Annotated in this window: 18 protein-coding genes; 13 read left to right on the top strand and 5 right to left on the bottom strand. The window is 60.9% G+C overall.

Annotation, left to right across the window (positions count from 1 at the left end; all coding sequences use genetic code 11):
- The first annotated feature begins 47 nt into the window (after window positions 1-47).
- Both hrcA and Q1A52_RS04550 read left to right on the top strand, forming a co-directional pair.
- Window positions 48-1112 carry a heat-inducible transcriptional repressor HrcA gene (hrcA, locus tag Q1A52_RS04555; RefSeq protein ID WP_300011449.1) on the top strand — a complete coding sequence of 355 codons (1065 nt, stop codon included), beginning with the start codon at window positions 48-50 and terminating at the stop codon, window positions 1110-1112.
- Window positions 1113-1121: 9 nt separating this feature from the next.
- Window positions 1122-1685: a nucleotide exchange factor GrpE gene (locus tag Q1A52_RS04550; protein WP_300011446.1), complete on the top strand. Its 564-nt coding sequence runs from the start codon at window positions 1122-1124 to the stop codon at window positions 1683-1685.
- 57 nt (window positions 1686-1742) lie between these two features.
- Here Q1A52_RS04550 and mutS read toward each other — a convergent pair whose 3' ends face one another.
- Window positions 1743-4379 carry a DNA mismatch repair protein MutS gene (mutS, locus tag Q1A52_RS04545; RefSeq protein ID WP_300011443.1) on the bottom strand — a complete coding sequence of 879 codons (2637 nt, stop codon included), beginning with the start codon at window positions 4377-4379 and terminating at the stop codon, window positions 1743-1745.
- A 134-nt stretch (window positions 4380-4513) separates the two neighbouring features.
- Between mutS and Q1A52_RS04540 the strand changes: the two genes are divergently transcribed.
- The gene (locus tag Q1A52_RS04540; RefSeq protein ID WP_300011440.1) at window positions 4514-6769 is read left to right on the top strand and encodes an NADP-dependent malic enzyme; all 2256 of its coding nucleotides are present in this window, start codon (window positions 4514-4516) and stop codon (window positions 6767-6769) included.
- On the opposite strand, the gene msrA is transcribed toward Q1A52_RS04540, so the two are convergent.
- Window positions 6770-7432: a peptide-methionine (S)-S-oxide reductase MsrA gene (gene msrA / locus Q1A52_RS04535; RefSeq protein WP_300011437.1), complete on the bottom strand. Its 663-nt coding sequence runs from the start codon at window positions 7430-7432 to the stop codon at window positions 6770-6772.
- Between the two features lie 190 nt (window positions 7433-7622).
- On the opposite strand from msrA, the gene Q1A52_RS04530 reads away from it, so the two are divergent.
- Window positions 7623-8318 carry an HAD family hydrolase gene (locus Q1A52_RS04530; protein WP_300011434.1) on the top strand — a complete coding sequence of 232 codons (696 nt, stop codon included), beginning with the start codon at window positions 7623-7625 and terminating at the stop codon, window positions 8316-8318.
- A gap of 6 nt (window positions 8319-8324) precedes the next feature.
- On the opposite strand, the gene Q1A52_RS04525 is transcribed toward Q1A52_RS04530, so the two are convergent.
- A complete protein-coding gene (locus tag Q1A52_RS04525) occupies window positions 8325-9542 on the bottom strand; it encodes an argininosuccinate synthase (protein ID WP_300011431.1) in 1218 nt (405 codons plus the stop codon).
- Window positions 9543-9675: 133 nt separating this feature from the next.
- On the opposite strand from Q1A52_RS04525, the gene ilvA reads away from it, so the two are divergent.
- Window positions 9676-10911: a threonine ammonia-lyase IlvA gene (gene ilvA / locus Q1A52_RS04520; RefSeq protein WP_300011428.1), complete on the top strand. Its 1236-nt coding sequence runs from the start codon at window positions 9676-9678 to the stop codon at window positions 10909-10911.
- 9 nt (window positions 10912-10920) lie between these two features.
- Window positions 10921-11733 carry an SDR family oxidoreductase gene (locus Q1A52_RS04515; RefSeq protein WP_300011425.1) on the top strand — a complete coding sequence of 271 codons (813 nt, stop codon included), beginning with the start codon at window positions 10921-10923 and terminating at the stop codon, window positions 11731-11733.
- Here the strand turns inward: Q1A52_RS04515 and Q1A52_RS04510 are convergent.
- A complete protein-coding gene (locus Q1A52_RS04510) occupies window positions 11730-12062 on the bottom strand; it encodes an Hpt domain-containing protein (RefSeq protein WP_195821016.1) in 333 nt (110 codons plus the stop codon). The two genes, Q1A52_RS04515 and Q1A52_RS04510, sit on opposite strands and share 4 nt — an antisense overlap.
- 152 nt (window positions 12063-12214) lie before the next feature.
- Between Q1A52_RS04510 and Q1A52_RS04505 the strand changes: the two genes are divergently transcribed.
- Window positions 12215-13495 carry a SpoIIE family protein phosphatase gene (locus Q1A52_RS04505; RefSeq protein WP_300011422.1) on the top strand — a complete coding sequence of 427 codons (1281 nt, stop codon included), beginning with the start codon at window positions 12215-12217 and terminating at the stop codon, window positions 13493-13495.
- Here the strand turns inward: Q1A52_RS04505 and Q1A52_RS04500 are convergent.
- Window positions 13483-13920: an NUDIX hydrolase gene (locus Q1A52_RS04500; protein WP_300011419.1), complete on the bottom strand. Its 438-nt coding sequence runs from the start codon at window positions 13918-13920 to the stop codon at window positions 13483-13485. The two genes, Q1A52_RS04505 and Q1A52_RS04500, sit on opposite strands and share 13 nt — an antisense overlap.
- Window positions 13921-14001: 81 nt before the next feature.
- Here Q1A52_RS04500 and Q1A52_RS04495 point away from each other — a divergent pair, with 81 nt between their 5' ends.
- From Q1A52_RS04495 to Q1A52_RS04470, 6 genes are all read left to right on the top strand, one after another.
- On the top strand, window positions 14002-14991 hold the full coding sequence (locus tag Q1A52_RS04495; protein ID WP_300011416.1) for an Hsp33 family molecular chaperone HslO: 990 nt from the start codon (window positions 14002-14004) through the stop codon (window positions 14989-14991).
- On the top strand, window positions 14981-15577 hold the full coding sequence (locus Q1A52_RS04490) for a CoA pyrophosphatase (protein WP_300011412.1): 597 nt from the start codon (window positions 14981-14983) through the stop codon (window positions 15575-15577). The genes Q1A52_RS04495 and Q1A52_RS04490 overlap by 11 nt, the downstream gene beginning before the upstream one ends.
- Window positions 15553-16725 (top strand): CCA tRNA nucleotidyltransferase, encoded by a 1173-nt coding sequence (locus Q1A52_RS04485; RefSeq protein WP_300011409.1) that lies wholly within the window; start codon window positions 15553-15555, stop codon window positions 16723-16725. The genes Q1A52_RS04490 and Q1A52_RS04485 overlap by 25 nt, the downstream gene beginning before the upstream one ends.
- 166 nt (window positions 16726-16891) lie before the next feature.
- Window positions 16892-18730 (top strand): ABC transporter ATP-binding protein, encoded by a 1839-nt coding sequence (locus tag Q1A52_RS04480; RefSeq protein ID WP_300011406.1) that lies wholly within the window; start codon window positions 16892-16894, stop codon window positions 18728-18730.
- The gene (locus tag Q1A52_RS04475) at window positions 18727-20559 is read left to right on the top strand and encodes an ABC transporter ATP-binding protein (RefSeq protein WP_300011403.1); all 1833 of its coding nucleotides are present in this window, start codon (window positions 18727-18729) and stop codon (window positions 20557-20559) included. The genes Q1A52_RS04480 and Q1A52_RS04475 overlap by 4 nt, the downstream gene beginning before the upstream one ends.
- 40 nt (window positions 20560-20599) lie before the next feature.
- Window positions 20600-21829, top strand: a complete 1230-nt coding sequence (locus Q1A52_RS04470) for a class I SAM-dependent RNA methyltransferase (RefSeq protein ID WP_300011400.1) — start codon at window positions 20600-20602, stop codon at window positions 21827-21829.
- Window positions 21830-21846: the final 17 nt, after the last annotated feature.

Genomic DNA, 21846 nt, shown 5'->3' with positions numbered 1-21846 from the left:
ATTCTGCGGGTTTCATGCTTTTATAGCGGTTCAATCGGGATCTGATCATGAGTGACGTGCCAAACATCCTTGGAGAGATGAACGACCGATCCCGCGAAGTGTTTCGCCGGGTGGTCGAGGGGTATCTGGAGGACGGCGTCCCGGTTGGATCACGCACCCTGACCCGTGATTTCAGCGAAAAGGTGAGCGCGGCCACCATCCGCAATGTGATGCAGGACCTTGAATATCTGGGTCTTCTGGACAGCCCCCATGTCAGCGCGGGGCGTATCCCGACGCAGCTGGGGTTGCGCATGTTTGTCGATGGGCTGCTGGAGATCGGCAATCCGGATGAAACCGACCGCGAGAAGATCGACGCCACGCTGGGATCGAACGAGCAGGATGTGGGCGGTCTGCTGGACCGGGTCGGATCGGCGCTGTCGGGCGTGACGCATGGCGCCTCGCTGGTGTTGACGCCGAAACGTGAAGCGCCGATCAAACACATCGAATTTGTATCCCTGTCGCCGGAGCGGGCGCTGGTCGTGCTGGTTTTTGCCGATGGCCACGTCGAAAACCGGCTGTTTACCCCGCCGCCCGGACAGACACCCAGCTCCATGCGCGAGGCAGCGAATTTCCTTAATGCGCTGATCGAAGGCAAAACGCTCAGCGAGGTGCACAGCACGATCCAGAGGGAAATCGCCACCCGTCGTCAGGAGATTGATTCGCTGGCCCGCGACCTTGTGGAAAGCGGTTTGGCGGTCTGGGAAGGCGAGGGCGATCAGATTGAGCGTCTGATCGTGCGCGGGCGGTCGAATCTACTCAGCGAAGACGGCGAGACTGAGGATCTTGAGCGCATCAGACACCTCTTTGATGACCTTGAACGCAAACGTGATATTGCCGAATTCCTTGAACTTGCTGAAGAAGGCGACGGTGTGCGCATTTTTATCGGTTCTGAGAACAAACTTTTTTCACTTTCGGGTTCCTCTCTGGTGGTTTCCCCATATATGAACGCTGATCGAAAGATCATCGGCGCCGTGGGCGTTATTGGTCCGACGAGACTGAATTATGGACGCATTGTGCCGATTGTGAATTACACGGCGCAGCTGGTCGGAAAGCTGATCTCTGACCGGAGCTAGAGGTGAACTATGGCAGAGCCCAAGAACGAAGAGTTTCTGGACGATATTGAAGACGCGGAAGCGCAGGCTTTTGCGGATGAGATGGAAGAGATTGACGATGAAGCGCTGGAGCTGGACCAGCTGCGCGCCGAGCGCGACGAATTGCGTGACCGTTTCATGCGTGCGCTGGCGGACGCCGAGAATGCCCGCAAGCGGTCGGACCGCGATCGGCGCGAGGCCGAGAATTACGGCGGGTCCAAGCTGTCGCGCGATATGCTGCCTGTCTATGACAATATGAAACGTGCTATTGAGACCATCACGGAGGAGCAGAAAGAAGCGAATTCTGCTTTGATCGAAGGCATCGAGCTGACCATGCGTGAGCTTTTGAGTGTTTTCAAAAAGCACGGGATAGAAATTATTGCGCCCGAAGTGGGGGATCGCTTTGACCCGCAGCAGCATCAGGCGATGTTCGAAGCACCGGTGCCCGGCACCAAGGCGGGGGATATCATTCAGGTTGCTGCCGAAGGGTTCATGCTGCACGACCGGCTGCTGCGCCCGGCGCAGGTTGGGGTGTCGTCGACACCGGCGAGCTGAGCGCTTTTTGAGCGCGGCCCTCCGGGGGGCATATTTTTCGGAACAATGAAGGCGCGGTCAGGATTTGGCCGCGTCTTTGAGTTTGTACAGCGCGTCCAGCGCTTGCCGGGGTGTGAGTTCGTCCGGAAGGATGTCGGCCAGAAGCGTCTCGACTTCGGATGTTTTCTGCCTTGGCGGCGCGGCGACCGGTGTTGCGGAGAAGAGCGGCAGGTCGTCGATCAGGGTTTTCTGGGTCGCGCCGCCTTCTCGTTCACCTTTCTCCAGCGCATCCAGAACGACGCGGGCGCGGGCGATCACCGGCGCTGGAAGCCCGGCAAGCTGTGCCACCTGCACACCGTAGGATCGGTCGGCGGCGCCCTTGTGCACCTCGTGCAGGAAGATCACTTCGCCTTCCCACTCCTTCACCGCAACGGTCGCATTGTCCACGCCTGCCAGTTTCCCGGCCAGCGCGGTCATCTCATGGTAATGCGTGGCGAAAAGCGCGCGGCTCTTGTTTACGTCATGCAGATGTTCGAGCGTCGCCCAGGCAATCGACAGCCCGTCATAGGTGGCTGTCCCGCGCCCGATCTCATCCAGAATCACCAGCGCTCGGTCATCCGCCTGATTGAGGATGGCCGCCGTTTCCACCATTTCGACCATGAAGGTAGACCGCCCGCGCGCCAGATCATCCGAGGCGCCGACGCGGCTGAAGAGCTGGCTGATCAGCCCGATATGGGCGCTCTCTGCCGGTACGAAGCTGCCCATTTGTGCCAGCAGGGCGATGATCGCATTCTGCCGCAGGAAGGTCGATTTACCCGCCATGTTCGGACCGGTGAGCAGCCAGACATTTGCGTGATCCGCCTCGGCGCTCAGATCGCAGTCGTTTGCGATGAATGGTTCGCCTGACTTATCCTTCAGCGCGCGTTCGACCACCGGGTGACGTCCGCCGCAGATATCGAACGCCCGCGTATTGTCGACCTTGGGGGCTGCCCAGCTTTCGGATACAGCCAATTCGGCCAGTGCCGTGGTCAGATCAAGTTCTGCCAAGCCACGGGCGGCTTCCGCAACGGGCCCTGCGGCCGCCAACACATCTGCGCGCAGCGCTTCGAAGAGGCGTTTCTCAATCTCCAGCGCCCGTGCACCGGCGTTGAGGATTTTTGTCTCCATTTCGGAAAGTTCAACCGTGGTGAAACGCACCTGGTTCGCGGTGGTTTGGCGGTGGATGAAGGTTTCTGACAGCGGCGGTGACAGCATCTTTTCCGCATGGGTCGCAGGCGTTTCGATAAAGTAGCCTAGAACATTGTTATGTTTGATCTTGAGAGACGAAATCCCCGTGTTAGAGACGAATTCAGACTGCATCTGCGCAATCACACTGCGGCCCTCGTCGCGCAGTTTGCGGGCCTCATCGAGCTCCGCATCATGCTCCGGTGCGATGAACCCACCGTCGCGAGTCAGGAGTGGAGGTTCTGCTACCAATGCTGCGTCGAGTTGATCAATCAGCGTGTCATGGCCGGACATGGCCTTCAATGCGCTGGTCAGGAGCGGCGGTAACTCCAGCTTGTTCAAAGACGCACAGAGATTTTCCGCCTGAGACAGGCCATTTCGAATGGCGGCAAGGTCACGCGGCCCGCCACGATCCAGTGACAGACGTGAGAGCGCGCGGTCCAGATCGGGCACTTTGCGCAGGGTATCGCGGGTAGTGTGCCGCTCTTGCGTCTCCGAGACCGCCCAGCGCACGGCGGCCAGCCGGTCCTGCACCACGTCCAGAACCCGTAAGGGGCTGGAGAGCCGCCGTTCCAGCAGGCGGGCGCCGCCTGCCGTTACCGTTTTGTCCATGACGGAGAGCAGGGAACCGGCGCGACCCCCCGAGAGCGCTTGCGTCAGTTCGAGGTTGCGCCGCGTGGCGGCGTCGATCTGCACCGTGCGGGCTTCTGCCTCTTTCTGCGGTGGGCGCAGCAGGGGTAGTTTGCCTTTCTGCGTGATCTCTAAGTACTGAAGGATTGCGCCCATGGCGGCGATCTCAGCGCGGGTGAAAGTGCCATAGGCATCCAGCGTCTCAACGTCAAAGAGATCGCAAAGCCGCTTTTCACCCCCCGTGCTGTCAAAGGCAGAGCGGGCAATCCCGGTCAGCGCGATCCCGAATTCCTCGACCATCTCACGCAGGTCCGCCTCGCGCGCTTCCGACACGATCAGCTCGGAGGGCGCCAGCCGTGCCAGTTCCGGACCCAGCCGCAAATCCGTCAGCGGCATCACGTGAAACGCCCCGGTGGAAATATCGACCCAGGCCAGCGCCTGCGCATCACGAACCTCGGCAAAGGCGGTCAGATAGTTGTGCCGCCGCGCTTCCAGCAAGGCCTCTTCGGTCAGCGTGCCGGGCGTCACCAGACGCACAACATCCCGTTTGACCACCGATTTAGAGCCGCGTTTTTTCGCCTCTGCCGGGCTTTCCATCTGTTCGCAGACCGCAACGCGAAAGCCTTTGCGGATCAGCGTCAACAGATAGCCTTCAGCGGCGTGAACCGGCACGCCGCACATGGGGATATCCGCGCCGTCGTGCTTGCCGCGCTTGGTCAAGGCGATGTCCAGCGCCTCCGCAGCGGCCACCGCATCGTCAAAGAACATCTCGTAGAAATCGCCCATGCGGTAGAACAGCAGGGCATCCGCGTAACCGGCTTTCAGGTCGAGATATTGCGCCATCATCGGCGTGACGGTCATGGGCACCCCCGCAGTTTCGGCAGACCTTACAAACGCAGGCGGGTGGGGAAAAGCCTCAAATGCTGCCTGCTTGAGGCTACCTGCGCGCTGGGCTAGAGGTTATGCGCTCGGAACTGCAGTAAAGGCCTTTTCTCATGTCCAAAAATCGCGTGACGCCCGAAGAGGCGCTGGCCTTTCACCTCGAGCCGACCCCCGGCAAGTTCGAGATCACGGCAACGGTGCCGATGACCACGCAGCGGGATCTGAGCCTGGCCTATTCACCCGGTGTGGCCGTGCCCTGCGAGGCGATCGCGGAAAACGCTGAGACCGCCTATGACTACACCAACAAGGGCAATCTGGTTGCGGTGATTTCCAATGGGACGGCGGTTCTGGGCCTTGGGAACCTTGGGGCGCTGGCGTCAAAACCGGTGATGGAGGGCAAGGCGGTTCTGTTCAAACGCTTCGCCGATGTGAACAGCATCGATATCGAGCTGGACACCGAGGATACGGATGCGTTTGTGGCCGCGGTCAAGCTGATGGGCCCGACGTTTGGCGGTATCAACCTTGAGGACATCAAGGCGCCGGAGTGTTTCATCATCGAACAGCGGCTGAAAGAGGAGATGGACATCCCCGTCTTTCACGACGATCAGCATGGGACGGCGGTGATCTGCGCCGCCGGTCTGCTGAATGCGTTGAAGCTGTCGGGCAAGAAGATCGAAGACGTGCGCATTGTGTTGAACGGGGCAGGGGCTGCCGGGATTGCCTGTCTCGAACTGCTGAAGGCGATGGGCGCCAAGCATCAGAACTGCATCATGTGCGACACCAAGGGCGTGATCTATCAGGGCCGCACCGAAGGCATGAACCAGTGGAAATCGGCCCATGCGGTGGCCACGGATCTGCGCACGCTGGACGAGGCGATGAAGGAGGCGGATGTGTTTCTGGGCGTCTCCGTCAAAGGGGCCGTGACGCAGGACATGGTGTCCAGCATGGCGGAAAACCCGGTGATTTTCGCCATGGCGAATCCCGATCCGGAAATCACGCCCGAAGACGCGCATGAGGTGCGGCCCGATGCGATTGTCGCCACGGGGCGCAGCGATTACCCCAATCAGGTCAATAACGTGCTGGGCTTTCCCTATCTCTTCCGGGGTGCGCTCGACATCAATGCGCGTGCGATTAATGACGAGATGAAGATTGCCTGCGCCCATGCGCTGGCGAACCTCGCGCGCGAGGATGTTCCGGACGAAGTGGCCTTGGCCTATGGGAAAAACCTCAGTTTCGGACGCGATTACATCATTCCGACGCCGTTTGATCCGCGCCTGATCCACCGGGTGCCACCCGCCGTGGCGCAGGCGGGGATGAACACCGGCGCTGCGCGCCGCCCGATCATCGACATGGAAGCCTATGAGTTGTCGCTCAAGTCACGCATGGACCCGACGGCCAGCATTCTGCGCGGCATCAACGCCCGCGCCCGCGCCAATCAGGCCCGCATGATCTTTGCCGAAGGGGATGATCCGCGGGTTCTGCGCGCCGCGGTGATGTATCAGCGTGCCGGGTTCGGCAAGGCGCTGGTTGTTGGCCGCGAAGATGACGTGAAAACAAAACTGGAGGCGGCAGGTCTGGAAGATGCGCATCGCCAGATCGAGATCGTGAATGCGGCCAATACCCAGCATCTGGAAACGTACAAGCAGTTCCTCTATGACCGGCTGCACCGGCGCGGTTTCGATGCGCAGGACATTCACCGGTTGGCGGCGCGTGACCGGCATGTGTTCTCGGCGCTGATGTTGCAACATGGGCATGGGGATGGGCTGGTCACCGGGGCGACGCGCAAGTCGGCGCATATCCTCGACCGGATCAATCACGTCTACGACGCAGATAAGGACCATGGCGTTGCGGGTATCACGGCGGTGCTGCACAAGGGCCGGATTGTGTTCATCGCCGATACCATCGTGAACGAATGGCCTGACGAGGAAGACCTCGCCAATATCGCCGAACGCGCGGCCACAGTGGCTCAGAACATGGGGTTGGAGCCGCGCGTGGCCTTCGTCAGCTTCTCGACCTTCGGTTACCCGGTGTCAGAACGGGCGGAGAAGATGGCCAAGGCGGCGGATGTGCTGGATCAACGCGGCGTCAGTTTTGAGTATGAAGGCGAGATGACCGTGGATGTGGCGCTGAACAGCCTCGCGCAGGAAGCCTATCCGTTCTCGCGGCTGACCGGCCCCGCCAATATCCTGATCGTGCCCGCGCGCCATTCGGCGAGCATTTCGGTCAAGCTGATGCAGGAAATGGCTGGGGCGACGGTGATCGGACCGATCCTTGCCGGGGTGGATGGATCGATCCAGATTTGCTCTACCGTGTCCACGGCCAATGACATCCTGAACATGGCGGTATTGGCGGCGTGCAAGGTCGGCTAATCAGCTGTTCACGAAAGGCGCGTCAGTTCCCCAGAGTTGCTTGACCCGCGCGTCGCGCCCGCAAGCCTCGCGATAGGCCTTGTAGGCGGAGGCCTGACGTTTCGGGCCAAACCGGGTGATCACCAGCTGACGGCCTTTATAGTAGTCCTGGTGGTAGGCATCGGCGGGGTAAAACTCCGCTGCGTCGAGGATCGGGGTCACAACCTTCTGGCCAAGATCAGCAGTGGCCTTGGTTTTGGCGGCCTCTGCCGCTTGTTTTTCGGCTGAGGTGCTGGTGAAAATCGCAGTCCGATAGCTTTCACCCCGATCGCAGAATTGTCCGCCTGCATCCGTCGGATCAACCGATCTGAAAAACAGATCGAGCAGGGTACGGCGGCTGACCACATCCGCATCAAAGGTGATCTGCACCGCCTCATAATGCCCCGTGCCACCCGAAGTCACCTGTTTGTAGGTCGGGTTCGCGACGGTGCCGCCGGTAAAGCCCGAGACGGCCTCCTTCACGCCTTTGACCTTTTCGAAATCGGCCTCGACACACCAGAAACAACCGCCCGCAACGGTGAGCGTCTGCAGGTCTGCCGCATGGGCATTTTTGCCTTGTGCAACAAAGCCAAGGGCGATCATCCCAGCAAGGGCAATGGATTTGAACGTTTCCCGTGTGAACATATCGCGTCTCCTTTGCGCACCAATCTGTCCAATCCAGATCGTGCAAACAATTCACGAGCTTGCGATGTCACGGGCAGGTGAAAACAGTTTACGGACTTGGCATTCCGGGATGTGGTTTCTACGCTGTTCTGAAACATCCCATCGTGCCGGGCACGCGGGTTGAAACAAAATATGTGAAGGCAAGGCGCTGATGAAGATTGCGATGTGGTCGGGCCCGCGGAACCTCTCAACCGCGATGATGTACAGCTTTGGCGCGCGGTCGGATTTCACCGTGATGGATGAGCCGTTTTACGCGGCCTACCTCGCACAGTCCGGCGCGGACCATCCGATGCGCGAGGAGATCCTCGCAGCGCAGGCCACCGATCCGGGTGAGGTGGCCGCCCTGTGCCGCGCGCCCTTTCCAACGCCGCATCTCTACATGAAACACATGCCGCATCACATGCTGGAGGGCTTCCCGCTCGACTGGGCGCAGGACTGTGTGAATGTGCACCTGATCCGCCACCCCGCGCGGGTCATTGCCAGCTATGCGGCCAAACGCGAAGCGCCCACGTTGGAGGACATCGGCTTTGTCCAGCAGCATGTGCTTTATGAGAAACTGGGTGGGATCGTGATCGACAGCACGGATATCCGCGCGCGTCCCGAACATATGCTGCGGGCTTTGTGTGACGCGATTGATCTGCCCTTTGATCCTGCGATGCTCAGCTGGCCCGCCGGGCCACGTGCAGAGGACGGTGTCTGGGCCACGCATTGGTACGGCGCGGTGCATCAGAGCACCGGGTTTGCCAGTGCCGAGGGCGAAATGCCCCAGTTAGAGCCTGATTTAACCAACCTGATGCAGGAGGCGTTGCCCTACTATCACGCGCTGGAGCGTCAAAAACTGACCTGAGTATGCCTATTTCAACCGACGATCCCGCGCGGCCAGCAGTTTCAGGCGCAGCGCGTTCAACTGGATGAACCCGGCGGCGTCTTTCTGGTCGTAGGCACCGGCATCATCCTCAAACGTCACATGCGCTTCGGAATAGAGGCTGTGGTCCGACCAGCGCCCTACCGTCCGCACGTGCCCTTTGTAGAGTTTCAACCGCACAGTGCCGGTCACATGGGTCTGGCTCGCATCGATCGCCGCCTGCAGCATCGTGCGCTCGGGCGAGAACCAGAAGCCGTTATAGATCAGTTCCGCATAGCGCGGCATCAACTCGTCCTTGAGGTGCATGGCCCCCCGGTCGAGCGTGATCGATTCAATGGCCCGGTGCGCCTCCAGCAGCAGGGTACCGCCCGGCGTTTCGTAGATGCCGCGCGATTTCATCCCGACAAAACGGCCCTCGACCAGATCGAGACGGCCGCAGCCGTGCTTGCCGCCCAACTCGTTCAGCTTGGTCAGGATCTTGGCGGGGGACATGGCAACGCCGTCAATGCTGACCGCGTCGCCTTTCTCGAACCCGAGCTCGATGTATTCGGGTGTGTCTGGCGCATCTTCCGGGTTGACCGTGCGCTGATAGACATAGTCGGGCGCGTCCACCGCCGGGTCTTCCAGCACTTTACCCTCGGAGGAGGTGTGCAGCAGGTTGGCGTCGACGCTGAACGGGGCATCGCCGCGTTTGTCCTTGGCGATGGGGATCTGGTTTTTCTCGGCGAAATCCAGCAGTTTTGTCCGGCTCGACAGATCCCATTCACGCCAGGGCGCGATCACCTTGATGTCGGGGTTGAGCGCATAGGCGGCCAGCTCAAAGCGGACCTGGTCGTTGCCCTTGCCTGTCGCGCCATGCGCCACCGCATCTGCGCCGGTTTCTTCGGCAATCTCGACCAGACGTTTGGAAATCAGCGGACGCGCAATGGAGGTGCCCAGCAGGTAGAGCCCTTCGTACACCGCATTGGCCCGGAACATCGGAAAGACGAAATCGCGCACGAATTCCTCGCGCACATCCTCGATGTAGATCTCCGATGCGCCCATCTGTTCGGCCTTCTTGCGCGCCGGTTCCAATTCCTCGCCCTGGCCCAGATCGGCAGTGAAAGTCACCACTTCACAGCCGTATTCGGTTTGCAGCCATTTCAGGATGATCGAGGTATCAAGACCGCCGGAATAGGCGAGCACGACTTTTTTGGGCGCGGACATGAGCATCTTCCTTCGTCACGAAATCCCGGCTGCGATATCGGGTTTTGACAGGGGCGGCAAGGTCGATGCGCGTTGACCGGCGCGGCCTGCGCGCCTACTGAACAGGGACCCTGCAGATATAAGGACCCGGTGGATGAAGGCAGATGCATTTGCACAGGCTGCGCGCGCGGCAGAGCGTGAAATGCGCGCCGTGTTTCCGCCCACGCCTTTGTTGCGCAATGACCACCTGTCGGATCGCTATGGTGCCGATATCAGGCTGAAACGCGAAGACCTCAGCCCGGTGCGGTCCTACAAGCTGCGCGGCGCCTTCAACGCGATGCGCAAGGTGATCCCGGCGCAGTCGCTTTTTGTCTGTGCCAGTGCGGGCAATCACGCGCAGGGTGTGGCCTTCATGTGTCGTCATTTCGGGGTGCGCGGGGTGATTTTCATGCCGGTCACGACTCCGCAGCAAAAGGTGCAGAAAACGCGGATGTTCGGCGGCGATCACGTGGAAATTCGCCTTGTTGGAGACTATTTCGACCAGACGCTTAGCGAAGCACAGAGGTTTTGCGCCAAGGAAGGCGCGCATTTCCTGTCGCCCTTCGACGATGAAGACGTGATCGAAGGACAGGCCTCCGTTGCCGTTGAGATAGAGACGCAATTGGGCCGCGCGCCGGATCGGATCATCCTGCCGGTGGGCGGTGGCGGTCTCTCGGCCGGTGTGCGCAGTTTCTTTGGTGAGACTTGCGCCTATACCTTTGTCGAGCCCACCGGTGCGCAAAGTCTTGGGTTTGCGCTGCGCGAAGGCGAACCGGTCGATGTCTCCCCGATCAACAGTTTTGTGGATGGGGCGGCGGTTGCCAAACTGGGCGCACGCACCTTTGCGCGGCTGCGCGGGGTCGACCCGGTGGACGTCATTCACCTGTCCGAGGACAGGATTTGCACCACGATTGTGGAGATGCTGAACGTCGAAGGGATTGTGCTGGAACCCGCTGGTGCGCTGGCCATCGAGGCATTGTCTGTCCTCGCCGAACAGATCAGGGGCAAGACAATTGTCTGCGTGGCCTCCGGCGGGAATTTCGATTTCGAACGTCTGCCCGAGGTGAAGGAGCGGGCGCAGCGCTATTCGGGGATAAAGAAGTATTTTATTCTGCGCATGCCGCAGCGGCCCGGGGCGCTCAAAGAGTTCCTGTCCATCCTGGGGCCGGATGACGACATCGCCCGGTTTGAATATCTCAAGAAATCCGCGCGCAACTTCGGATCGGTCCTGATCGGGATCGAAACCACGCGTCCGGAGAATTTCAACCGGCTTCTGGCGGAACTGGATGCGGCGGGCTTTACCTACACCGACATCACCAACGACGAAACATTGGCGCAATTCGTCATTTGAGGGGCGATAATGGAGTTTGACGGCAAAACGGTTGTCATCACCGGGGGTGCCAGCGGGATCGGCGCGGCGCTGGCACGCGCCCTTCAGGCAAAGGGCGCGCGGGTCGCCATTGCGGATCGGGATGCGGCGGGGGTCAGGAATGCGGCAGAAGAGATGGGCTGTCTTGGGCTCACCTGCGATGTGACTGTCGAAGCGGAGATCGAGGCTTGCGTTTACGATGCGACTACGGCGCTGGGCCGGATTGATGTCTTTGTCTCTAACGCAGGTGTTTTTCGCGGTCAGGAGGGGCACGCCGCATCCGCTTCGGATGACGTCTGGATGCAAAACTGGATGGTGCATGTCATGGCACATGTCTACGCTGCGCGATGCCTGCTGCCGGATATGTTGGCGCGGGGGGCGGGGTACTTTGTGAATGTGTCCTCAGCCGCCGGTCTGCTGAACCAGATCGGGGATGCGGCATATTCGGCCACGAAACACGCCGCGGTCAGTTTCGCGGAGTCTCTGGCCATCAGCCACGGGGCGCAGGGTATCGGTGTGTCGGTGGTGTGCTCGCAATATGTGGCGACCCCGCTGATTGGTATGACCGCCACGGATGCCGATGCGCGACCCGCCCTATTGACAGCCGAGGAAGTGGCGCAGTCGATTATTACCGGTGTTGAGGACGGCCAGTTTCTGATCCTGCCCCATGCAGAGGTGGCGCAACATGCGCAACGGCGGGCGCAGGACCACGACCGGTGGATCGACGGTATGCGCCGCCTGCAGCAGAAATCGGTGTCTGAATTGGGCGACGCTCACCAAGCAGAGCTTTACCGGTTGGATTAACTGGCGACTTTGGTCTGCAGGTCGGTGAGGAAGGATTGCCGCGACTGGGCGTAGCATTGCAGGATTTCGTCGAGATCGACCATTGGTGTTGCTGATTGCGCCGCAGCGCTTTCCCCGGCGTGGCACAGATCAGAAAACGACCGGAATCCGAGGCTGAGCGCGCTGCCTTTCAGGAAATGGAGCTTTTCCTCCAGATCGTCATGCTGTTTTTGCGCGGCAAGCGCGTCAATGGCTGCATCCACCTCGTCCAGGAAGAGCTCAACCACCTCCTCGAAATCTTCCGCACCAACTTCTTCTTTCAGCGTTGCCACTCTGTCCCAGTCAATCATGACCGCACTCTCCGACCAATGTGAACCGTCAGTGTCGCCAAAAAGGGCTAACAGTTGGTGTGCAGCGCCTGGTTTTTATCGCAAACTTTAGATTTCATCACACCTTAAGCTTTCGCGGCGTAAACAGCGGGCACTCTAGTTTCGAGCATTAAATGGCGAATAAGTTACTTCTTCCGGAGACCGATAAGCTGTCCGATCCTTCGGATGGCCCCAGACTCGTTCTGGTCGTCGACGACAGCCGGTTGCAGCGTAAAATCCTGTCCAGCTCGCTCAAACGCTGGGGATACCGGGTGGTGGAGGCGGATTCAGGCGAGGCTGCCCTAGCGGCCTGCAAAATTCGCGCGCCGGATCTGGTGTTGAGCGACTGGATGATGCCCGGGATGTCTGGGATCGAGTTCTGCAAGGCCTTCCGCGAGATGTCGGGTGAACACTACGGCTATTTTATCCTGCTGACCTCGAAGAGTGAAAAAAATGACGTGGCCGAAGGATTGGACGCGGGTGCCGATGATTTTCTGACCAAACCGGTGGATGGCCATGAATTGCGCGCGCGTATGACAGCCGGGACCCGCATTCTGGAAATGCAGCGGGAATTGACGCTGAAGAACCGTGTCATTACCGACACGCTGGACGAATTGCAGCGGCTTTACGATTCCCTCGACAGCGATCTGATCGAGGCAAAACAGCTTCAACAGTCGCTGGTGCGCGAACGGTTCAAGACCTTCGAGGGTGGGGATCTGTCCCTCCTGTTGCGCTCCAGCGGCCATGTGGGCGGTGATCTGGTCGGGTTTTATCCCGCCGCGCCCGAACATCTTGGCCTCTATTCCATTGATGTGTCAGGCCACGGGATCAGTTCCGCGCTGATGACGGCCCGACTGGCGGGGTATCTGTCGGCCAGCGCGCTGGACCAGAACATCGCGCTGGAGAAAACGGAGGACGGGTACAGGTCGCGACCGCCGGATGAGGCGATCGAGACGCTGAACGAGCTTGTTCTCGATGAAATGGAAACCGAACACTACTTCACTCTGATGCTGGCTGATGTTGATCTGAAGACCGGCAAAGTGGTGCTCGGGCAGGCAGGCCACCCGCACCCGGTCATTCAACGAATGGACGGCACGATGGAGCAGGATGGCACGGGCGGTTTTCCGGTCGGCCTGATGTCCGGTGTGACGTTTTCGAAGTTCGAGATGCAGCTGCACCCCGGTGACAGGCTGATGATCTTCTCGGACGGGATAACGGAATGTCCGGACGGCTGCGGCGCCCTGATCGGTGAGGAGGGGCTGGAGGAAATCCTGGACGGGCTGCGCGAGGTCAAAGGCCCCGACCTGTTCGACTCGCTGGTCGCGTCGCTCACAGAGATTTCCGGTCTGTCGGAGTTTCCGGACGATGTCTCAGGTGTCCTCTTTGAATTTACCGGACAACGTCAGGAAAAATAGCGCGCAAGAAACAGGCGATCCCCATCGTTGCCCAAGGCGTCCACGGCATCCCGTGGGGACAGAACCAGCGTTTCGTGGTCCGGCTCCGACGGCGCTGCCCTGCAGAGCACCGGGCGCGCGACATATATATGACAGACCTTTTCCGCCATCATGTCGTATTCGGGCATATAGACGAACCGGCGAAACGCGCCCAGTTTTCGAGGGTTTGCGATGCGCCAGCCGGTCTCTTCCATGACCTCGCGGTGCAGCGCCTGCACAGGGCTTTCACCGGGATCGATCCCGCCGCCGGGCAGTTGGATGTCCACGGTCTCTCCCAATTGGGCGGTCAGTAAAACAGCGCGATCCAAGGGCAGAATAGCATAGGCGCCGGGCCGCAAAACATATCTCTGGTCTGCGCGGGGTGCATGGCCGACACGTCTTATCATTCTGGCTTGCCCTCTTTTCAACGGACCCAAGACGGTTATATGGAGCCGGTATGCCGACCCTTTGGCGATAAGGAAACCCCAATGACACTCGGACACCAGATCGCGTGGGACGATACGGTCCTGCCTTTCCAACTTGATGCCAGCGACATCCGCGGCCGTGTTGCGCGGCTGGACGGGGCGTTGAATGGTATTCTGAAACAGCATGATTATCCGCCACAGGTCGAAGCCTTAGTGGCCGAGATGGCGTTGCTGACTGCCTTGATCGGACAGACCATCAAACTGCGCTGGAAACTGCAGCTGCAGGTCCAGTCCAAAGGGGCCGTGCGCATGATTGCCACGGACTACTACGGTCCCGAGGTCGAAGGCGAGCCGGCGCGGATCAGGGCCTATGCGAGCTATGATGCGGATCGGCTGACCGATGCGGCGCCGTTCGATCAGGTCGGCGAAGGGTATTTTGCGATCATGATCGATCAGGGCAAGGGTATGACGCCCTATCAGGGCATCACGCCGCTCGAAGGAGGCTCGCTTGCGGCCTGTGCAGAGACCTATTTTGCGCAATCAGAGCAATTGCCGACACGCTTCTCGCTGAGCTTTGGGAAATCGACCGAACCCGGCGTGGCCGAGCATTGGCGCGCCGGTGGCGTCATGCTGCAGCATATGCCCAAGGCCTCGCCCTTTGTCGCCGAGGGCGACGGCAACGGTGAAACGCTCACCGCGGCAGATCTGGTGCAGGACGATGAGGCGGAGAACTGGAACCGCGCGAACATCCTGCTCGACACGGTTGAAGAGATCGAGCTGATCGGGCCGACGCTGGCCCCGAATGATCTTTTGCTGCGCTTCTTTCACGAGGAACAGCCGCGCGTATTCGATGCGCAAACCGTCCGGTTCGGGTGCACCTGCTCGGAAGATCGCGTGCGTCAGAGCCTGTCGATCTATTCGGCGCGCGACATTGAAAAGATGACCACCGATGCGGGGCGCGTCACAGCAGACTGTCAGTTCTGCGGTGCGCACTACGATCTCGACCCTTTGTCGGTTGGGTTCGAAGCCGAAAAAAGCGGCGATGACGCCTGATCTGCAAACGCTGCGTGCGGCGCTGGGCCGTCCCGGCCGCCCCTCGTCTGATTTTGACCTGAACCCGGAGACGGTTCTGCCCGCCGGGCGCAAATTGCGTCCGGCGGGTGTTCTGGCGCCCATCGTGGCGCAGGAGGACGGGCTGCATCTGCTGCTGACCAAACGCTCCTCCGCGCTGAAACATCACCCGGGTCAGATTGCCTTTCCGGGCGGCAAGCAGGACGAGGGGGATGCGGATGTCACCGCCGCCGCGCTGCGCGAAGCACATGAGGAAATCGGTCTGCCGTCGGGCAATGTCCAGGTGCTTGGCACGCTGCCCGCGCATGAAACGGTCACCGGGTTCATTGTCACACCAGTCATCGGCCTTGTGACCGATTCCTTTGAGATTGTGCCCGAGCGGGGAGAGGTGGAGGAAGTTTTCTCCGTGCCGCTGACCCATGTGATGACGGAGGCGAATTACGTGATCCAGTCGCGCCGCTGGCGGGGGCAGCAGCGGTCGTATTTCGCAGTGCCGTACGGCCCCTATTACATCTGGGGCGCAACTGCGCGTATGTTGCGGGCATGGACCGACCAGATTTCGCAGTAGTCCCCGCAGACACCCCCTGGCTGACCGACCCGGCGGTGCGGGCCGTCTGTGATGCGCTGGGTGCGGATCAGGTTTTCATGGTCGGCGGCTGCGTACGCGATGCGGTGTTGCGGCTCAACGGATCGGACGTCGATATGGCCACGCCCCTGACGCCGCAGGAGGTGGTGCGACGCGCCGAGGCGGCGGGGCTGAAAACCGTACCCACCGGGATAGACCATGGCACGGTCACGGTTGTCGCGCAGGGCACCGGTTTTGAGGTCACCACCTTCCGGCAGGATGTGGACACGGATGGTCGGCGCGCCACGGTCGCCTTTTCAACGGACATCGTACAGGACGCGCGGCGGCGGGATTTCACGCTCAACGCGCTCTATGCCACGCCGGAAGGTCGGATCATCGATCCGCTGGGCGGCCTGCCGGATTGTCTGGCGCGGCGCATCCGCTTCATTGAAAACGCGCAGGACCGCATTCGCGAAGACTATTTGCGGGTGTTGCGGTTCTTTCGGTTTCATGCCTGGTATGCGGACCCCGAAAACGGGTTCGACGCCGAGGCTTTGGATGCGATTGCCTCCAACACCGATGGATTGGAGAGGTTGTCGGCAGAACGCGTGGGCATGGAGATGCGCAAGCTGCTGGCCGCACCCAATCCGGCGCCTGCTGTCGCCGTGATGCACCAGTCGGGCGTTTTGTCCCGCGTTCTGCCGGCGGGTGATCCAACCCTGCTGGGGCCGGTTGTGCATCTGGAAGAGCGGTTGAACCGCCGCCCCGACTGGCGCCTGCGCCTTGCAGCACTGGGCGGTTCCGATGTGCGGGACCGGCTGCGGCTCAGCAGCAAGGACGCCAAGGTGCTGACGGCCCTGAAAGCCGCCATGGGCGAGATGACGCCAGCGCCTGAAATCGCCTACCGGCAGGGGTTCGACATCGCCGCCTCCGTGGTCATTCTGCGTGCGGCTTTGGCCAATCAATCGGTGGACTTGGACGCTCTTGAGCCCTTGAAAACAGCGGCCAGCGCCCGGTTTCCCATACGGGCGCAGGATCTGATGCCCGCCCTCAGCGGCAAGGCATTGGGGGCGCGGCTGGAGGTGCTGGAACGGCGCTGGATCGCGTCTGACTTCCGGCTCACACGTGAAGAATTGATGACATCGGAATGAAGTGGTCGACAAGCCGCGACTTCTTTTGTACATACCAATTCATCAAGACGGAGGAATACGAAATGTATCGTGGGATTTGGTTCACCTGACTTTGTCATAACCACGCTCCTGAAGGCCTGCACCGCAGCGCCCGATCATTTCGAAATTTCCGACGAAGGCCCCCACTATGTTCCGTTTCTTTGAACGTCTTGTAGACCCCTATTGCCCCTATACAGAGACAAATACCCCACCGCAGACGTTGTGGCCGTTCATGCTGCAATACGCCCAGCCGTTCAAAAAGGTCTTTGTCTGGGCAGGCATCATGTCGGTCATTGTGGCCGCGATTGAGATCAGCCTGATCTTCTACATGGGCCGCGTCGTCGACGTGCTGGAGGGTGCGCCCGAAACCGTCTGGGAAACCTATGGCACTGAGTTGATTCTCATGGCCATTTTCATCCTGACCGCGCGGCCTCTGTTGCAGGCGCTGGATGTCTTGCTGCTGAACAACGCGATTCTGCCGAATTTCGGCACGATGATCCGCTGGCGAGCACATCGGCAGGTGTTGCGGCAATCAGTGGGCTGGTTCGAGAACGACTTCGCCGGACGGATCGCCAACCGGATCATGCAGACACCGTCCGCCGCGGGTGAAGTTGTCTTTCAGGTCTTTGACGCGATTTCCTTCTCGCTGGCCTATCTTCTGGGGGCGGCGATCCTGTTGTCATCTTCGGACCCACGGCTGCTGATCCCGCTGCTGGGGTGGTTCCTGCTTTACGGCCTGTTGCTGCGGTGGACCATCAAGCGGGTGGGTCCGGCCTCGCAGGCGGCCTCCAACGCGCGGTCGGTTGTGACCGGGCGTGTGGTTGACGCATATACCAACATTCATTCGGTGAAGATGTTCGCCCATCATGAACAGGAGCTGGACTACGCCAAGGAAGCCATCGAGGAGACGCGCAAAACCTTCCAGGTCGAGATGCGGATTTTCACCCTCATGGATGTGTCGCTGGTGCTGCTCAACGGTGTGCTGATCGTTGGCGTTGTGGGCTGGGCCATCCTGCTGTGGATGCAGGGGACGGCGAGTGTGGGCGTTGTTGCAGCGGCCACGGCGCTGACCCTGCGGCTGAACGCCATGACGGGCTGGATCATGTGGGCGCTGACCACATTTTTCCGCGAGTTGGGCGTGGTGTCCGAGGGGATGGAGACCATCGCGCAGCCCGTGACCCTGACCGATGATGAGCACGCGACACCGCTGAAACTGACCGATGGCACCATCGAGGTCAAAGGGTTGTCGCACCACTATGGGCGCGAGTCCGGCGGGTTGGACGGCATCGATCTGACCATCCGGCGGGGCGAGAAAATCGGCCTCGTGGGCCGGTCCGGTGCCGGGAAATCGACGCTGGTGAAGCTGCTGCTGCGGTTCTATGACCCCGAGAGAGGGCAAATCCTGATCGATGGTCAGGACGTCACCAAGGTTCAGCAGGACACGTTGCGTCTGGCGATTGGCATGGTGCAACAGGACAGCTCGCTTCTCCATCGTTCGGTCCGGGACAACATCCTCTACGGACGTGTGGATGCGACCGAAGAGGACATGTATTCTGCCGCCCGGCAGGCGCAGGCGCATGAGTTCATTCTCGATCTGGAGGACCCGCAGGGCCGCCGGGGCTATGACGCGCAGGTGGGCGAGCGCGGCGTGAAACTGTCGGGTGGTCAGCGGCAGCGGGTCACGCTGGCGCGGGTCATTCTGAAAAATGCGCCGATCCTGCTGCTGGATGAGGCGACAAGCGCGCTCGACAGCGAAGTGGAGGCGGCAATTCAGGATACGCTCTATGGCATGATGAAGGGCAAAACCGTGATCGCCATTGCCCACCGCCTGTCGACCATTGCCCAGATGGACCGGATTCTGGTGCTTGATCAGGGGCGCATTGTCGAAGATGGCAGCCATGACGCGCTTTTGGCCCAAGGCGGACTATATGCAGACTTCTGGGCCCGGCAGTCGGGCGGATTTCTGGCCATTGAGGAGGCGTCGTGAAGATATCAGACTGGATTGACGCCTTCCGGCCTGCGGAAGGCCCACCGCCACAGACGCTTGGCGCCTTCATGCGGTGGTGCCTTAGCGGGTCCTGGCCTGCGCTCTGGCTCGCCGCCTTCCTCTCCGCCGCCGCCGGGGCGATGGAGGCGGGCACGGCGTTGATCCTGGGCCTTGTCATTGATGCCACGGCGAGCGCTGGGCCAGAGGCGTTTTTTGACGGTCGGAACATCGGGATGATCGTCGCGGCGGTGGCGTTTTTCATGGTGGCGCGGCCGATATTCTTTGGTCTTTCCGCCTCGGCCAACGCGATCATCGTGCAGCCCAATGTGAATCCGCTGGTCCTGTCGCGGCTGCATCGCTGGACGCTGGGACAGACGGTCGGATTTTTCGACGATGATTTCGCAGGCCGGATCGCGCAGAAGCAGATGCAGGCAGCACGCGCTGTGACGGATGTCGTGTCCGAAGCCATCAACGTCGTGGCCTTTGCGCTGGCCTCGCTGGCCGGGTCGGTGCTGTTGCTGCTGGCGATTGACCTGCGCGTCGCGCTGGGGTTTGCCGTCTGGTTGGTGCTTTACTTTGCCATGATCAACTGGTTCCTGCCACGCGTCCGCAAACGCTCCGCCGGTCGGGCGGGGGCCCGGGCGATGGTCTCGGGCCAGGTGGTGGACACGATCACCAACATCAAGACGGTCAAGCTTTTTGCCCATGCGGATCACGAAGACCGCGCCGCCCTTGGCGCGATGCAGACCTTTCGTGCGCGGGCTTTGGAATTCGGATACCTCGCTGCAGGCTTTCGGTTTTCGCTGATGACGCTGGCCGGGTTGCTTCCCGTGCTCCTGCTGGGCGGCACGATCCTGCTCTGGCAATCGGGGCAGGCGAGCCAGGGGGATATCGTGGCGGCAGGTGCGGTTGCCATCCGCATCGCGCAGATGACCGGTTGGGTCAGTTTCACGCTGATGGCGATCTACTCCAACATCGGCGAGATCGAAGACGGCATTCGCACGCTGACCCCGCGCAATCGTGTCGAGGATGACCCCGAGGCCAGTGCTCTTCAGGTGCCTGACGGGCAGATCGTGCTGCGCGATATCGGCTTTGCCTACGGGCGGGATACCGGCGGGGTGCGGGACATTAACCTGACCATTAAGCCCGGCGAAAAGCTGGGGATCGTTGGCGCCTCCGGTGTGGGTAAATCGACGTTGGTGGCGCTGCTCCTGCGGCTCTACGATGCCGAAGAGGGTGCCATCGAGATCGACGGGCAGGAGATTACCGCCGTGACGCAGGAAAGCCTGCGCCGCAACATCGGGATGGTCACGCAGGAAACGGCCATGTTCAACCGCTCCGCGCTGGACAATATCATCTACGGGCGGCCTGACGTGGGTGAGGACGCGGTGATCGAAGCGGCGAAGAAAGCCGAAGCGCATGATTTCATTGTCGATCTGGTCGATCACCGGGGGCGCACCGGCTATGACGCGCATCTGGGCGAGCGCGGCGTTAAGCTTTCGGGCGGGCAACGACAGCGCATCGCCCTGGCGCGAGCGATTCTCAAGGACGCGCCGATTCTGGTGCTGGACGAAGCGACAAGCGCGCTGGACAGCGAGGTTGAGGCCGCGATTCAGGCCGCACTTGAGCGGGTGATGGACGGCAAGACGGTTCTGGCCATCGCGCACCGCCTGTCGACGCTCACGGAAATGGACCGGATCATCGTCATGGATGACGGGCAGATCGTCGAGAATGGCAGCCACGAGGAATTGCTGGCCAAGGGTGGGCTCTACGCGCAGTATTGGGACCGGCAATCGGGTGGGTTCATCCGAACGCAAGCGGCGGAATAGGGGCTTTTGTGCCGGTCGATCCTGCCGTAAGGCAGGCGGCATGACGGAATTCGTGATCAAGCATTTGGGTCTGCAGGGCGATGGCGTGGCCGAGGGTCCCTTCTTTGCACCTCTGACCCTGCCGGGGGAAACGGTCACCGGGCAGTTGGAGGGGTCTACCTTGCAGGATGTGAAGGTCCTGACCCCATCTGACCGCCGGGTCGCCCCTCCCTGCCGCCAATTCAAATCCTGCGGCGGCTGCCAGCTGCAGCATGCGGATGATGATTTTGTGGCAGAATGGAAGGTCGATGTGGTGCGTCGCGCGCTGGAAGCGCAAGGGTTAGAGACTGTTTTCAGGCCGATCCAGACGTCGCCCGCCCAGTCCCGCAGACGCGCGGGCTTTGCCGCGCGGCGCACCAAGAAGGGGGCCTTGGCCGGGTTCCACGGGCGCGCGTCTGATACCATTGTGGCCATTCCGGATTGTAAATTGGTGGCACCGGAGGTGCTGGACGGGATGCAGGTGGCGGAAACGCTGGCCACCGCAGGGGCGAGCCGCAAAACGCCACTTTCCGTCATGATCACGACAACCAAAACCGGCCTCGACGTGGCGGTCAGTAATGGCAAACCGCTGGACGGACCCTTGCGCCAGCAACTGGCGGCGATCTGCGATCAGATGGGGTTGGCACGGCTTGCATGGTCGGGTGAGGTTGTCGCCATGCGCACCCCGCCGGTGCATAGTCTGGACAGTATCGACATCACGCCGCCACCCGGCGCCTTTTTGCAGGCCACGGCCCATGGAGAGGCAGCACTGCTGGCCGCCGTGCGGGAGATCACCGACGGGGCCACGCGGATCATTGATCTCTTTGCAGGGTGCGGGACTTTCGCCTTGCCCCTGGCGCGGACCGCTGAAGTGCATGCGGTGGAGGGCGCGTCCGAGATGATCGCGGCACTGGATCAGGGATGGCGCAAGGCCAAAGGGCTGAAACGGGTCACGTCCGAAGTGCGCGACCTGTTCCGGCGGCCGCTCTTGCCGGACGAGATGACAAAGGCACAGGCGATTGTGCTGGACCCGCCGCGCGCGGGGGCCGAGGCGCAGGTCATTGAACTGGCAAAGACAACGACCCTTCGCATCGCCTACGTGTCCTGCAACCCGGTGAGTTTCGCCAGAGATGCGAAGGTCCTGCTAAACGCGGGCTTTACGCTTGATTGGGTACAAGTGGTCGATCAATTCCGCTGGTCGGCGCATGTAGAGCTTGCCGCCAGCTTCACCGCCCCCCATATGCGCGGATAGCTCTTGAGGAGAGATCG

Source organism: uncultured Roseobacter sp., assembly GCF_947488185.1.
Taxonomy (GTDB): domain Bacteria; phylum Pseudomonadota; class Alphaproteobacteria; order Rhodobacterales; family Rhodobacteraceae; genus Roseobacter.
This window is presented reverse-complemented; position numbering and strand designations above follow the sequence as displayed.